This window comes from Apibacter sp. B3546 (genome assembly GCF_009827885.1).
In the GTDB taxonomy this organism is placed as follows: Bacteria; Bacteroidota; Bacteroidia; order Flavobacteriales; family Weeksellaceae; genus Apibacter.
This window is the reverse complement of record NZ_WINW01000037.1, coordinates 251569-266572: the sequence shown is the minus strand read 5'-3', so window position 1 is coordinate 266572 and position 15004 is coordinate 251569. Positions and strand designations below refer to the sequence as shown.

Annotated in this window: 15 protein-coding genes and 1 tRNA gene; 11 read left to right on the top strand and 5 right to left on the bottom strand. The window is 32.8% G+C overall.

The genetic code is table 11. The features are described 5' to 3' along the window. Window positions 1-8 precede the first annotated feature (8 nt). From GFU93_RS09780 to GFU93_RS09755, 6 genes are all read left to right on the top strand, one after another. Window positions 9-1634 carry a 2-oxo acid dehydrogenase subunit E2 gene (locus GFU93_RS09780; protein ID WP_160569059.1) on the top strand — a complete coding sequence of 542 codons (1626 nt, stop codon included), beginning with the start codon at window positions 9-11 and terminating at the stop codon, window positions 1632-1634. A 109-nt stretch (window positions 1635-1743) separates the two neighbouring features. Further along, on the top strand, window positions 1744-2169 hold the full coding sequence (locus GFU93_RS09775; protein ID WP_160569057.1) for a nucleoside-diphosphate kinase: 426 nt from the start codon (window positions 1744-1746) through the stop codon (window positions 2167-2169). A 109-nt stretch (window positions 2170-2278) separates the two neighbouring features. After that, window positions 2279-2755: a cytidine deaminase gene (cdd, locus tag GFU93_RS09770; RefSeq protein WP_185150479.1), complete on the top strand. Its 477-nt coding sequence runs from the start codon at window positions 2279-2281 to the stop codon at window positions 2753-2755. Window positions 2756-2848: 93 nt separating this feature from the next. Then, window positions 2849-3802, top strand: a complete 954-nt coding sequence (metF, locus tag GFU93_RS09765) for a methylenetetrahydrofolate reductase [NAD(P)H] (RefSeq protein ID WP_160569054.1) — start codon at window positions 2849-2851, stop codon at window positions 3800-3802. Further along, entirely contained in the window at window positions 3803-4162 is a 360-nt protein-coding gene (gene folB, locus GFU93_RS09760) for a dihydroneopterin aldolase (RefSeq protein ID WP_160569052.1), read from the top strand. Between the two features lie 49 nt (window positions 4163-4211). Further along, window positions 4212-4282: transfer RNA gene (locus GFU93_RS09755), tRNA-Cys, on the top strand. Between the two features lie 35 nt (window positions 4283-4317). On the opposite strand, the gene GFU93_RS09750 is transcribed toward GFU93_RS09755, so the two are convergent. The 4 genes from GFU93_RS09750 to GFU93_RS09735 all read right to left on the bottom strand — a co-directional run bounded on the left by GFU93_RS09750 (window position 4318) and on the right by GFU93_RS09735 (window position 9159). After that, window positions 4318-6018, bottom strand: a complete 1701-nt coding sequence (locus tag GFU93_RS09750; protein WP_160569050.1) for an enoyl-CoA hydratase-related protein — start codon at window positions 6016-6018, stop codon at window positions 4318-4320. Window positions 6019-6223: 205 nt separating this feature from the next. Next, window positions 6224-7402: an acetyl-CoA C-acyltransferase gene (locus GFU93_RS09745; RefSeq protein WP_160569048.1), complete on the bottom strand. Its 1179-nt coding sequence runs from the start codon at window positions 7400-7402 to the stop codon at window positions 6224-6226. 157 nt (window positions 7403-7559) lie between these two features. Beyond that, a complete protein-coding gene (locus tag GFU93_RS09740; RefSeq protein ID WP_160569046.1) occupies window positions 7560-8624 on the bottom strand; it encodes a 2Fe-2S iron-sulfur cluster-binding protein in 1065 nt (354 codons plus the stop codon). A 124-nt stretch (window positions 8625-8748) separates the two neighbouring features. After that, the gene (locus tag GFU93_RS09735; protein ID WP_160569044.1) at window positions 8749-9159 is read right to left on the bottom strand and encodes a hypothetical protein; all 411 of its coding nucleotides are present in this window, start codon (window positions 9157-9159) and stop codon (window positions 8749-8751) included. A 189-nt stretch (window positions 9160-9348) separates the two neighbouring features. Here GFU93_RS09735 and GFU93_RS09730 point away from each other — a divergent pair, with 189 nt between their 5' ends. Further along, a complete protein-coding gene (locus GFU93_RS09730; protein ID WP_160569042.1) occupies window positions 9349-10563 on the top strand; it encodes an MFS transporter in 1215 nt (404 codons plus the stop codon). Window positions 10564-10617: 54 nt separating this feature from the next. Here the strand turns inward: GFU93_RS09730 and GFU93_RS09725 are convergent, their stop codons facing one another. Then, a complete protein-coding gene (locus GFU93_RS09725) occupies window positions 10618-11064 on the bottom strand; it encodes a type I restriction enzyme HsdR N-terminal domain-containing protein (RefSeq protein ID WP_160569040.1) in 447 nt (148 codons plus the stop codon). A 10-nt stretch (window positions 11065-11074) separates the two neighbouring features. Here GFU93_RS09725 and holA point away from each other — a divergent pair, with 10 nt between their 5' ends. The 4 genes from holA (at window position 11075) to hisD (ending at window position 14981) form a co-directional block, all read left to right on the top strand. Further along, on the top strand, window positions 11075-12085 hold the full coding sequence (gene holA, locus GFU93_RS09720) for a DNA polymerase III subunit delta (protein WP_160569038.1): 1011 nt from the start codon (window positions 11075-11077) through the stop codon (window positions 12083-12085). A 99-nt stretch (window positions 12086-12184) separates the two neighbouring features. Continuing rightward, window positions 12185-12475 (top strand): putative quinol monooxygenase, encoded by a 291-nt coding sequence (locus tag GFU93_RS09715; protein WP_160569036.1) that lies wholly within the window; start codon window positions 12185-12187, stop codon window positions 12473-12475. A gap of 292 nt (window positions 12476-12767) precedes the next feature. Next, window positions 12768-13625 carry an ATP phosphoribosyltransferase gene (gene hisG, locus GFU93_RS09710; protein ID WP_105296672.1) on the top strand — a complete coding sequence of 286 codons (858 nt, stop codon included), beginning with the start codon at window positions 12768-12770 and terminating at the stop codon, window positions 13623-13625. A 75-nt stretch (window positions 13626-13700) separates the two neighbouring features. Continuing rightward, a complete protein-coding gene (hisD, locus tag GFU93_RS09705) occupies window positions 13701-14981 on the top strand; it encodes a histidinol dehydrogenase (RefSeq protein WP_160569034.1) in 1281 nt (426 codons plus the stop codon). The last annotated feature ends 23 nt before the right edge of the window (window positions 14982-15004 follow it).

The window sequence follows — 15004 nt, the reverse complement described above, 5'->3', positions numbered from 1 at the left end:
ACCAAATTATGGCTGAAGTTATAAAAATGCCTCGTCTGAGTGATACCATGACTGAGGGAAAAGTATCTAAATGGAACCTAAAAGTAGGAGATCCTGTAAAAGAAGGCGATATCTTAGCAGAAATTGAAACAGATAAAGCTGTTCAGGATTTTGATTATGATGGTGATGATGGTATCCTTTTATACCAAGGAGTTAAAGAAGGTGATGCTGCACCGGTGGATTCTCTGTTAGCTATTATCGGAAAAGCAGGGGAAGACATCAGCGCATTAATTGGAGGTGCTAATAGCAATTCCACATCTTCCGAACCAACAACTAATAACGACTCTAGCAATACGAATACAAATTCTACCCCTTCTGCTTCTGTAGAAATCCCTAAAGATGTAGAAATTATCAAAGTTCCTAGACTTAGTGATACCATGACTGAAGGTAAAGTTTCTAAATGGAATGTCAAGGTAGGTGATACTATTAAAGAAGGTGATGTTATTGCTGAAATAGAAACAGATAAAGCGGTTCAAGATTTTGAATACGATGGTAACGGCGGAGTTTTATTATACCAAGGAGTAAAAGAAGGAGATTCTGCTCCAATTGAATCTTTATTGGCTATCGTAGGACCTGCAGGTACGGATGTTAGCGGAATTATTGCCGGAGGCTCTTCTGCTTCTACAGCAACTTCTAAACCTGCTGCTTCTGAGCCGGCAGCTGCCGCATCCAATGACTCTAAACCTTCTTCTGAAGCTAATACAGTTTCATCCGGCAACGGTAAAATTTTCGCTTCTCCTTTAGCAAAGAAAATTGCTAAAGAAAAAGGAATTAGCCTAGATCAAATTAAAGGAAGTGGAGACAATGGAAGAATTATTAGAAAAGATGTTGAAAATTTTGTTCCAACAGCTTCTACAACTACAGCTACTTCCTCTTCAGCTAAATCTGCGCCGGTTGCTCCGCAAATAACTCCGGGTGTAGACACTGAAACTCCAAACTCTTCCATGAGAAATGCTATTGCTAAAAGTCTTAGCCACAGTTTATTTACTGCTCCTCATTACAATTTGGTATTTGAAATCAATATGGATAATGCTATGGAAGCTAGAAAAGCTATCAATAGCCTTCCTGATACCAAAGTATCTTTTAACGATATTGTAATTAAAGCCGTTGCAATTGCTTTAAGAAAACATCCACAAATTAATAGTACTTGGTCTGATACTAAAATTATCCATCGTGGAAACATAAATGTAGGAGTTGCCGTAGCAGTTGAAGATGGATTAGTAGTTCCGGTAATTAAAAACACCGATTACTTATCTTTAACTCAAATTTCATCAGCAGTAAAAGACTTAGCCGGAAGAGCTAGAGATAAAAAATTAAAAGCTAATGAAATGGACGGATCTACTTTCACTATTTCTAACTTAGGAATGTTTGGAGTGGAATCTTTCAATTCTATTATTAATCAACCGAATTCATGTATTTTATCCGTGGGAGCTATCATACAAAAACCGGTAGTGAAAAACGGACAAATTGTGGTTGGTAACACAATGCAAATATCATTGGCATGTGATCACCGTGTAGTAGATGGTGCTACCGGAGCTCAGTTTTTACAAACTCTTAAAATGTATCTTGAAAATCCGGTATCATTATTGGCTTAAGAGATTAAAATATTTAATTAAAAAACACTCAATTCTTTACAGAATTGAGTGTTTTTTTTTAACTTTATTTTATTATTACTTATCTTAACTTTTTTAAATATATATTTTTATGTCCAATTTTACTCTTACTATGATAAAACCCGATGCTGTTTCTAAAGGGCTAACGGGAACTATTTTAAAAGATATTACTGAAGCCGGTTTTAGTATCATTGCTTTAAAACTAACCTCCCTCACCTTAGCAGATGCCCAAAGATTCTATTCAGTACATCAAGGCAAACCTTTTTTTGATGACTTAGTGAATTTTATGACCTCCGGACCTATAATTGCAGCTGTTTTAAAAAAGGAAAATGCTGTGGAAAATTTTAGAAAGTTAATCGGTGCTACCAATCCCGATCAGGCAGAAGAAGGTACTATCCGCAAAAAATATGCTGAAAGCACACAACGAAATGCCATTCATGGATCAGACAGCGACGAAAATGCAGCGATTGAAGCTCATTTTCATTTTGCAGAAAGAGAAATCTTTTCTCTCTTATAAAAATCTGTTTTATAGTTTTTTTGTTTTAGCAAATAGATCATACAGGATAATTATTTTACCCATTTTTATAATTTATTAGTAACTTAGGTGCACATAATAAGTATTAAACATGATTAAAGTCTTAGATCTAAAATATGAAGAGTATTCCCAATGGGAAGATCTTTCCGACCAAGACTTAGTAGTAATTAATAAGGCTAAAGAAGCCCGTAATTCTGCTTATGCCAACTATTCTAATTTTAAAGTTGGAGCCGCCTTATTATTAGATAATGGTAAAATCTTAACAGGTAACAATCAAGAGAATGCCGCTTATCCCAGTGGTTTATGTGCTGAAAGGACCGCTATTTTTTATACTATAGCAAACTATCCGTCTGCTAAAATAATAAAAATGGCTGTAGTTGCCGGAAAAGATGATAATAGTTCCATTCCTGTCTCTCCTTGCGGAGCCTGTAGACAAGTACTTATTGAATACGAATTCAGACAAAAAAGGCCTATTGAATTTCTTTTTACCGGTATGAGAGGAAAAGTAATTAAATTTAACCAATGTGCAGATTTACTACCCTTTTCTTTTAATGAAAGTGCTTTATAATTATAATGAATAAACTATAAATGATAACAATAATAACTAAAAATATTTTTCATCTCCCAATAAAATGGCCTGTTTTGAACAAAAATAATTAATATGAAAGTTACAGAACATATTTCCAACGCAAAGGGAAAAACTTTATTTTCCTTCGAAATACTACCGCCTAAAAAAGGAGAAGATTTACAAAATATATTTTCCAATATTGATCCTTTAATGGAATTTAATCCTCCTTTCATTGATGTAACCTATCATAGAGAAGAATACGAATATAGAGAGTTACCTAATGGATTGATACAAAAAATTGTTACAAGAAAACGTCCCGGTACAGTGGGTATATGTGCTGCAATTCAACAAAAGTATAAAGTTGACGCAGTGCCTCATTTAATATGTGGTGGGTTTAATAAAGAAGAAACTGAAAATATTCTTATCGATTTTAATTTTTTAGGTATTGATAATATTTTAGTTTTACGGGGAGATCCTATCAAAAGTGAGGGTATATTTAAACCACACTCCCATGGACATTCATATGCTAATGAACTGGTATCTCAAGTTCAAAACATGAATTCAGGTAAATATCTTCATGAAGAATACGCTCATGGAGCTACTGATTTTTGTATTGGCATAGCCGGATATCCTGAAAAACATTTTGAAAGCCCTAATTTAGATACAGATTTAAATTATTTAAAGCAAAAAATTGATGCCGGAGCTGATTACATTGTTACTCAACTGTTTTATGATAATACTAAATATTTTGAGTTTGTAAAGAAGTGTAGAAATGTCGGAATTACTGTACCGATCATACCCGGCATAAAGCCCGTATCTATAAAAAAACATCTCACTATTCTTCCAAACATTTTTCACATAGATATGCCTCAAGAATTAGTTATGGCCGTAGAAAAATGTAAGGATAATAAAGCAGTATATGAGGTGGGAATAGAATGGACGGTTAATCAATGCAAGGAATTAATGAAGCAAGGAGTTCCCGTACTTCATTTTTATTCTATGGGAAGATCTGAAAATATAAGAAAAATTGCTAAACAACTTTTTTAAATGCAAAAAATAAAATTAAAAAATATAAAAATTTACGCCTATCATGGATGCTTAGAAGAAGAAGCTAAAATTGGTACTTTTTATATAGTTAATGTGACAATACGGTTAAACTTAGAAAAAGCAGGAAGATCTGATGAGCTTAATGATACTGTTAATTACGGAATTGTTGCACAAATAGTTAAAGATCAAATGGCTGTTCGCTCCAATCTTTTAGAACATGTTGCCTATCGAATTATAAGAGAAATAAAATTTCAATGTAAAAAGGTAAAAGCTGTAAAAGTCTCTGTTGCAAAGGTAAACCCGCCTGTACATGTAAATTTAGATCAGGTAAAAGTAACTTTTAAAAAGAAATTTTATTAGATTTTAATTTTAATTCAAAAAAAATTGTAGATTTGCAATCCAACAAAACGGCTTCGTGGCCGAGTGGCTAGGCAGAGGTCTGCAAAACCTTGTACAGCGGTTCGAATCCGCTCGAAGCCTCAATAAAAACCATCTCAAATGAGATGGTTTTTTTATTATTCCTTATTTTGTTTAACTCTTGCCCAATTGGCGATCAATCGATCCGGAGTATTACAAGCTCTTTTTTTAAGCACAAAACAATTTCTTTTTACTGAAAAAGAATTTCGGTCGTAAAGCATATCTTCTTTCATCTCTTCCAATTCTTTCTTTCTACACTCAGCTGCTTTTTCCGAATCAAAAGGTTTTTTTAAGGCTTTTTTATTTACTTCTTCTGATTTTTTAGCTTGTACCCATAACCATTTATTGAAATTGTTTATTTCTCTGGGACCTATAGAGTCAATTAATCCGATCTCTAATGCCCTGGTTACACTTACGGGTAAACATTCTTCGGTTAATTTTCTAGCTTGTTGCTCTCCCACCCGTTTAGGCAAAGTATATGTCCAATATTCTGAACCGTATAATCCCATCGTGGCATAATGAGGATTAAGTATTATTCCATCTCTGGCAGCTACAAAATCAGCTGTTAAAGCTAACATTACTCCTCCCGCTCCGGCACTTCCAGTCACACCGGCAATTACCCATTGTTTCGTATCTAAAAGTTCTAAACATACATCGTCTATAGCATGTATATTTTTCCAGGCCTCTTCTGCCGGATTTTCTGCTGCTTCTATCGTATTAAGGTGTACACCATTGGAAAAAGCATTGTATCCTCCTTTAATTATCAATACATTCGTTTCCTGTTCTTTAGCAAATTGAATAGCTTTTATCATCCTTTCGCATTGTTGGGTACTCATGGCACCATTATAAAAATTAAAGGTTAACTCTCCTATTTTTCCTTTTTGGGAATAATGTATTGTACTGTACTCCTCATTAGATAAAACCGTATCGTACAATGAAAGTGTTAAATCTTTTAGACTTTCTGCTTTTTCTTTTAAAACTTGTACAGCCGGTAGTTTAAAGGGCAATTGGTCTTTAGCTGCTCTTTTTAACGAACCAATCCATAGGCTTTTTTCTCCTGTTCCAATTAAAACTGCATCTTCACGGCGGGCTAAAAGTTTTCCCGCTTCACCTTCACGATGATCCAAATATGCATCATATATATAAAATTTTTCACCTTCTATTTCTGCTAATACACCGGGTATTCCTTCTGCTGAATTTACTATATTTAAAATATCTTTTGCCGAACTAGTCCATTCAAAATGACGATCCGATTGTTTCATATTAGGTTCTAGCCTTCCCTTTACGTTTTCGTTATTATAATCTAATGGGATGGGTTTTTCTTTATTTATAAATTTATCAATAACCTCAAAAATACATTTTATAGCGGCATCACTTACAAAATTGTTATAAAGCTCTGATTTTCTTATTAAAGCAGGTTTTTTAAATTCATGACTTGCCCAAATAGGTCCGGCGTCCATTTCTTCTACGGCTTGTAATGCAGTTACTCCCCATGTGTCAAGATTTTTTAAAATTGCCCAGTCCAAAGAGGAGGCTCCTCTATCTCCTCTAATACCCGGATGGATAATTATGATAGGTCTTGTCTCATTTTTCCAAAGAACTTCAGGTACTCTATCTTTCAAAAAAGGACAAATAACAAGGTCCGGATGGGCAGTTTCGATCGAATCTATAACCTCTTGTTCTGTGGTAAAAAGTAAAAAACTAACCTGATATCCTGCTTCTTTCAATGAAAGCCAGACTCTTTGAGTTAATCCGTTAAAGGCTGACGAAAGCAAGATAATATTTAATGTATTCTTCATGATTTCTAATATTAATTAATTCAAAATATAATTTTTGTTTATCTAACAAATATATATAAATCAATTAAATATTTTTATAATATTAATATAATTTAAATTTAAATTATATTAAATATTTTATAGACTCTTCAAGCTAATTACCTGAATTGATAATAAAAAAGGCAGATTTTTTAAATCTGCCTTTTTTATTATATTTTATAAAAGTTTATATATTTTCAAGTATAATTGCACTAGCTCCTCCTCCTCCATTACAGATTGCTGCCGCTCCATACTTTGCATTATTTTGTTTTAACACATGGATTAAAGTAACTATAATTCTCGAACCGCTATTACCTAAAGGATGCCCTAAAGAAACAGCGCCACCATTTACATTTACTTTTGAACTATCTATGTTTAGTATTTTAGCATTCGCTAATCCAACTACGGAAAATGCTTCATTGAACTCAAAAAAATCAATATCATCTAAAGATAAATTTGCTTTTTTTAGGGCTTTGGGAAGAGCTAAGGAAGGTGCTATGGTGAATTTTTCAGGCTCACAAGCAGCATCTGCATAGGAAATAATTTTTACTAACGGTTGTAAACCTAATTCTTTAGCTTTCTCAGCTGTCATTAGTATTAGTGCTGATGCTCCATCATTTAAAGTAGATGCATTGGCTGCAGTTACAGTTCCTTCTTTTTGAAAAACAGGGGATAATTGTTTCAGCTTATCGAAATTTACATTTTTAAATTCTTCATCTTCTGAAATGACTATGGGATCTTTTTTTCTCTGAGGAACAGTCACAGGCACAACTTCATCTTTAAATTTACCGGATTTCCATGCTAATTCCGAACGTGTATACGATTGTATGGCGAAAGCATCTTGCTCTTCTCTGGAAATATTATACTCTTCTGCACAAGTATCTGCGCATATTCCCATATGATTGCGATCATATACATTTATCAACCCGTCTTTTAGTAAACCATCAACTAACTTTTGATCCCCCAACTTGTTTCCAATTCTTCCTTTTGTTAGATAATAAGGTACTTGCGACATGGATTCCATTCCTCCTGCCACAACTATTTCATTATCTCCTGCTTGAATGGATTGTGCACCAATAATTACCGCTTTCATTCCTGAAGCACATACTTTGTTTATGGTAGTACAAGGGACGTTATTCGGTATTCCGGCTCCCAATGAAGCTTGTTTAGCCGGTGCCTGTCCTACATTGGCCTGTAAAACATTACCCATAAAAACCTCATTGATCAAAGTTTTTTCCAATTTAATTTTATTCAGTGCCCCTTCAATGGCTGCTGATCCTAATTGCACCGCTGAAAGGCTTGATAGACTGCCTAAAAAACTTCCTATGGGTGTTCTCGCAGCAGAAACAATAACTAGTTCTTTCATTTTTTAATGGTAGTATATTTTTAATCTTTAATTTTTACTGTTGACTTGTGGTAAATTTACTTATTTTTACTTTACCATATGGTATTTTGCTTCTATTCTTATCATTAAAGAATGATGAAAATTAATAGAGTACACACAAGAATGTTTTAAAAAATTTTTATGCTTCGTCTAAATTAATGGTTAATGTTTTTGTTTTAGGATGAGCCATACAGGTAAGTATTTTACCTTTATTTAGATCATTTTCTGTTAAGACTAAGTTTTCATCTAGATATACTTCCCCTTCTGTTTTAGTACAAATACATGCTCCACAAACTCCTCCTTTACAAGAATAAGGAGCCTCTACTCCACTATCCAGTAAAGCAGTAATTAAGGAAGAACCGTTATTTATCCAACTCATCGTTTTTGTGATTTTCCTAAATATATAGGTTACTTTTACTTCTTTAACTGTAGAACGCTTGATTTTATCATCAAAAAAAACTTTTTCAACCGGCTCATACAATTCGTAATGTATATTTTTTTTAGGGATACCTTGCTCATAAATAGCATTAGCAAGGGTAACGATCATATCTTTTGGACCACAAATTAGCGCTTCATCCAATTCATCCCAATCCATAATTTGATTGATGATTAGTTTTATTTTGTGAGCATCCAATTTTCCCTCAAAAAATTTATCTTGCATTTCTTGTCGGGTATAAAAAAAATAAGGGAAAAAATTAGTAGGATTTTGTTTTTGTAATTCAGTCAATTCATCTTTAAAAATTGCTTCATTTTCATTCGTATTACCATAAAAAAGATAAAATTGAACGTTAGGCTCATGATATAAGGTATCTTTGATAATGCTTACAATCGGGGCTATACCGCTACCGGAGGCAAATGCTGCCAAAGTTCTTTTTTCATTGGGTCGCGAGGGTATTCCGAAAGTTCCCATGGGAGCAGAAATAGATACAAGATCTCCTTCCTTCACATGGTTTTGCACAAATTCAGATACAAACGCATTTTTAGCCTTTTTTACGGCAAAAGACAGATATCCTTCAAACGGTGCAGTGCATATCGAATATTCTCTTTCAAAGATTTCTCCATTGATCTCAAATTGAAAGCGAATAAACTGTCCCGCTTTCCAACGGAATATAGATTTTAATTCTTCAGGAATTGACAAGTCTAATCGAACACTTCCTGAAGTAAGCGGTATCACTTTTTGTACACGTAAGGAATAAAATCGCATTATTTTATTATTTCTTTTAGGTCTGCAAAAATACCGGATTTAAATTAAAAAAATCTTAAATCGTTTTGAAGGTTTATCCGAAAAATAATGTGATTATTTGAAAAAACAGATTTAAACACAACTTTTACGGTATGGTTTCCGCATGGTTTTGTGAAGAAATTATACTGTCAACAATATATTTAGTATATCCTCTCCAAGGTAATGCTCCGAAATATTCCTTATAGTGCAAGATAACATCCTTTCCGGTAAGCTTCATTAATTGATGTGCCAATTCTTCATTATCCACAGAAAATTCAAATTCATTGGATTGCATACCTCCGGTGGTTCTTGATTTGAATCCGGTTTGAATTAATTTTCCTTCATAAGTTTTAAAAATAATCCCTTTATGCATGATATAATTTAATTGCCCGGACTTTACACTGCTGTCTCCATAAGGTACATAATAATACACATAAAATATTGCAACCCCTAAAACGCTGATAATTAAGAATAGGATTATCATTGATTTTTTCCATGAACCTGATTTATTTTCCATATCGAACTTATGTATTTTTCTGAATTAATTGTATTCATTTTCTTTTTTGTCCCATTAAGTGAATTACCATAGTTCGATACTTATAATCATCGTAAAAATTAGTTTATCAACTCTTTATAATCCAAATTTATTCCAATTCGTACAATTAGTAATATATTTGCAGTTATTTTTTTCACCATACCTGTAACTATGGAAAAATCATCTCAACCAACCGGTACTGCATTTACCTTGTTGTCGTTATTAGCACTATCTCATATGTTTAATGACACATTGCAATCGGTTATACCTGCCATATATCCGCTTTTAAAAAATTCATTGGCTCTAACGTTTACTCAAATAGGTTTGATAACCCTTGTTTATCAAATGTCCTCCTCCTTATTCCAACCCATAATCGGAATTTTTACCGACAAGCACCCTCAACCCTATTCTTTACCCGTTGGAATGACTTTCAGCATGATGGGCGTTATATCGCTGGCCCTTGCCACTAATTTCACTCATGTGCTATTAGCTGTTTTTTTTACGGGATTAGGATCGTCCATATTTCATCCGGAAGCCTCTCGTCTTGCCTATCTGGCTTCGGGAGGTAAGCACGGTCTGGCTCAATCCATCTTTCAAGTGGGCGGAAATTTCGGAAGTTCCATAGGTCCTTTAATTGCGTTATGGATCATAACTCCTTATGGGCAAAAAAATGTGGGATGGTTAGCCATCATCGCTTTATTAGGTATTGGAATAATGCTTGTAATCAGCAAATGGTACAAAAAAAATTTAGTTCTTTTAAAAAACAAAAAAGAATCCGAAAAAAATATCGGAGATCAAAATTCAATAAATAATACTTCATTGCCTCGATCTAAGGTAGTTTCAGCTATAGGTATTTTATTACTACTGGTTTTTTCAAAATATGTTTATATGGCAAGTCTTACCAGTTATTATACTTTTTATCTTATTAATAAATTTGGTGTTAGTATTGATGAAGCGCAAATCTATCTTTTCGCTTTTTTATTTGCTATTGCAGCAGGTACAATTATTGGCGGCCCTGTTGGCGATCGAATAGGTCGAAAATATGTAATTTGGATTTCCATTCTCGGAACTGCTCCTTTTGCTCTCTTAATGCCTTATGCGAATCTTACTTGGACATGCATTTTAAGTATTTTCATAGGATTGATTTTGTCATCAGCCTTTTCAGCCATTCTCATCTATACTCAAGAATTAGTACCCGGAAAGGTGGGACTTATAAGTGGACTTTTTTTTGGTTTGGCTTTTGGAATAGCCGGAATAGCTTCTGCTATTCTAGGTAAAATTGCCGATAAGACGGGTATTCAATACGTATACTATCTTTGCTCCTTTTTGCCTTTATTGGGATTGGTAGCATCTTTTCTACCCGAAACTAAGAAAAGAAATAAATAAGCTCCTAATTTTTTAATTTAATTATTTTTTTTTGTTTTAAAGTTGTTAAAATTATTAGGACCAATCAAAATCGTCAACAATTTTATACTGATTATTAACAGGGTCGTAAGTAAAATACAAGTGTTTAAATCCATTGGTTAATAAAATATATTTGGATTTAATTTGCGTATTATATCGAGCGGCCTGTTCAAAGGTAGTTTGAGTAATAGGTATTTCAGGAGCTTTGCATTCAACCAATAATCTGGGTTCTGATTTTTTATACAGTAAGATATCCATACGTTTAGTTTGTTGATTGAGATTTATTTTTTTTTCGATTATAAACGCTGATTGAGGAATTTTTTTTTCGGTTTTTAAATAAAAAATAATATGTTGCCTTACCCATTCTTCAGGTGTTAGAATTAACCATTTTTTTCTAACTTCGTCAAAAATATACCAAAGAGATTTTTCCTCCTTTATTTGAAAATTATATTTTTTTGGGAAATTTAAAACCGGAAGTTCCATTATTCTAATTATGAAAGAATATAATAATTTAGTCAAAGATATTAAAAATAAAAAGTTTCTGCCTGTATATTTTTTACAGGGTGATGAGCCTTTTTACATCGATAAACTTACCGAATTACTGGAAGAAAATGTCCTAAAGGAAGAAGAAAAGGCTTTTAACCAAAATATTATTTACGGTACAGAATCTGATTTGGATCAAATTATATCTTTGGCAAAGCAATTTCCAATGGGAGCCGATAAACAGCTTATAATAATTAAAGAAGCAAAGGGGCTGCCTTTTGACAAATCCGAAGCCTTTGATAATTATATAAAAAATCCTCAGCCTTCAACTGTATTGGTCATCAATTATAAATACAAATCTTTAGATAAAAGAAAGTCGGCAACTAAATTACTCAGTAAACAAGGATATATTTTTACAAGCGAAAAGCTATATGACAACCAAGTACCCACTTGGATCGGTTCGTTATGTCAGTCTAACGGTTTGGAAATTGACGAAAAATCCAGGATTTTACTTGCCGAATTTTTAGGCACTGAACTTTCCCGTATTGATAACGAAATTCAAAAACTTAAATTAATTGTAGGTAATTCCAAAAAGATAACTCCTGAAATCATTGAACGAAATATTGGAATTAGTAAAGAGTACAACAATTTCGAATTAAGAAAGGCCATCGTTGAGAAAAATACGAAACAGGCTTATAAAATAATAGACTATTTTGAAAAAAACCCAAAAGCAAATCCTATTGTTTTGACTTTTGGAACATTAATAAGTTTATTTTCCAATATTCTTATCGTACACACTTTACCGATAAAAACTCCACAAAATATAGCTAAAGAACTTCGTATTAACCCTTTCTTTGCTAATGAGTATTTAATCGCCATTAAAAATTATTCTTTAAAAAAAACTACTGCATGTATTGCTTATTTGCGAGATGCAGACATGAAATCCAAAGGAGTGGATGTGTCATCTCATGCAACTTCAAAAGATATTTTAATGGAAATGTTATATAAAATACTTCATTAATCAAAACATATTCATTACATACTATTAAAAATTATTTAAACAACATATATCGGGTTTTAATTATATTAATTACTTTTGATGTATTAAATTATTTATACCATGTCAGAATTAAAAATAATTGCAACCATACAAGTAAAACCTGACTATCTTGACGATGTTAAAAAAATATTGTATTCCTTAGCAGATGGCTCCCGCAAAGAAGAAGGTAATGTATCTTATGATTTACATGAAAGCATAAAAGATCCTTCTAAACTTTTTATAATTGAAGTATGGAAATCCCAAGAGGCTATTAATATTCATAATAATACCAAGCTATTTAAAGATTTTATAAAATTCATTGATGGCAAATATGATGTTTTAAATATTGATTTCATCAAACAAATTTACTAGACATATAAGATTATGTTATTAATTTATATAGTAAACCCTTCATTTATATAGGATAATATAATTGTAATTTATTATTAGTGCTTTATTATATTTTTTATAAATTTGTACCAATCAATATAAACAAAAATGATTCAAACACATATACATCATCATCATTATTTACACACTTACAATCAGGTGAGGTAAGTAATTTTGTTATGCAAAATGTCAAAATAAATAATAGCCGCCTGAGTTTTCGGGCGGTTTTTTTTTAGGATCACTTCAATAGAAAAAAATTTAAAAACTATGGCTAATGAGTAAACTGAAAATTGCTATCCAAAAAAACGGACGGCTAAGTCAAAAATCACTGGAATTATTGAGTGAATGCGGAATAAAAATTCCAAATGGTAATCAGAAATTGAAAACTGTATCTACCAATTTTCCTATTGAAATCTTATTTCTTAGAGATGATGATATCCCACAATATGTAGAACAAAATGTAGCCGATATTGGAATCTTAGGTGAAAACGAAGTTTGGGAAAAAGACCGAAATGTAGAAATCATAAAGAAATTAGGTTTCGGGAATTGCCGAATGTGTTTAGCTATACCGAAAGAAGAAACATATACCGGAATTGCTTATTTTAATAATAAAAGAATTGCAACTAGTTATCCTAAAATTTTAAAAAAATTTTGCAAAAAAAACAATGTAAAGGTTGAAATTGAAGAAATCGGCGGAAGCGTTGAAATAGCTCCGGGAATAGGTTTGGCTAATTGCATTTTCGATATTGTCAGCACCGGAAGTACACTTCTCATGAACGGACTAAAAGAAGTGGAAACCGTTACTAAAAGCGAAGCAGCCCTTATAAAATCAAAAAAACTCTCTCAAGACAAACAAGAAATTCTAGATAAATTATTGTTCAGAATTCAATCGGTACTATATTCACGAGAAAATAAATACATCTTGTTGAATGCTCCTAATGAAAACCTGAAAGACATAATTTCTTTATTACCCGGAGTTAAAAGTCCTACTATTTTACCCCTGGCAAAAGAAGGATGGAGTAGCATACATTCTGTAATTAAAGAAGATAAGTTTTGGGACATCATAGAACAATTAAAAGAATTTGGAGCGCAAGGAATTTTAGTCATTCCTATTCAAAAAATGATTCTTTAAATTTTTATAATAAAAGGAAAAACCCATTCAGTTTACTTAACAATTAACCATTTTATCTATTAATAGAGCTCAAAAATGAACATTATAAAATATCCTCCTGTAAATGATTGGCACCATTTAGTCAAAAGACCTGAAAATGAAAAAGTTTCATTATATGAAACCGTAAAAAATGTATTTACCGATGTAAAAAATGAAGGCGATGCAGCCTTAAAAAAATATACTCTTCAATTTGACCAAGTGTCTTTAACTAGCCTTACTGTCTCCGAACAAGAACTTTTTGAGGCGGAATCATTAGTTTCTGATGAATTGAAGCAAGCCATCATACAAGCTAAATCCAATATTGAAAAATTTCATTTTTCTCAAAAAGAAAAGAAAAAAATTATTGAAATACAATCCGGTATCGAATGTTGGAGGGAATCCAGAGCTATAGAAAAAGTTGGATTATATATTCCCGGAGGGTCTGCACCCCTTTTTTCGACCGTTTTAATGTTGGGAGTACCCGCTACCATTGCAGAATGTAAAGAAATTGTATTATGCACCCCTCCCAATAAAGAAGGCAAAATACATCCTGCTATTTTATATGCAGCAAAAACAATAGGTATCAAAAATATATATAAGGTAGGAGGTGTTCAAGCCATCGCAGCGATGACAGTAGGTACTGAATCCATTTCACCAGTCTATAAAATTTTCGGTCCGGGAAACCAATATGTAACCGCGGCTAAACAATACGCCCAAGAATTTAAAGTTAGTATAGATTTACCTGCAGGGCCCAGTGAGGTATTAGTAGTGGCCGATTCGTCCGCTAATCCTGCGTATGTTGCTTCCGATTTACTCTCACAAGCAGAGCATGGCCCTGACAGTCAAGTTGTATTTCTAACCACGGATTCAGAAATTTTAAATCAGACCCTAGCCGAGATCAATACTCAACTTGAAAGTCTTCCTCGAAAAGAAATTGCTAAAAAAGCTTTACGTAATAGTCTAGGTGTTTTATTGAATTCCTTAGAAGAATGTTTTCAATTGAGTAATCTTTATGCACCGGAACATCTGATCTTGGCTATTGATCAAGCCAAAAACTATACACACTCTATTGAAAATGCGGGATCTGTATTTTTAGGCAATTACAGCTGTGAAAGTGCCGGAGATTATGCAAGCGGAACGAATCACACATTGCCTACTAATGGCTATGCACGAAATTACAGCGGGGTTTCTCTGGATAGTTTTTACAAAAAAATCACTTTTCAAGAACTAACCAAAGAGGGATTGCAAAAGATCGGAAATACTATAGAATTAATGGCTGAAGCTGAAGAGCTGCAAGCCCATAAAAATGCGGTGAGCATACGTTTACGAACCAATTAAATTAATTTATATATTTTATTTAA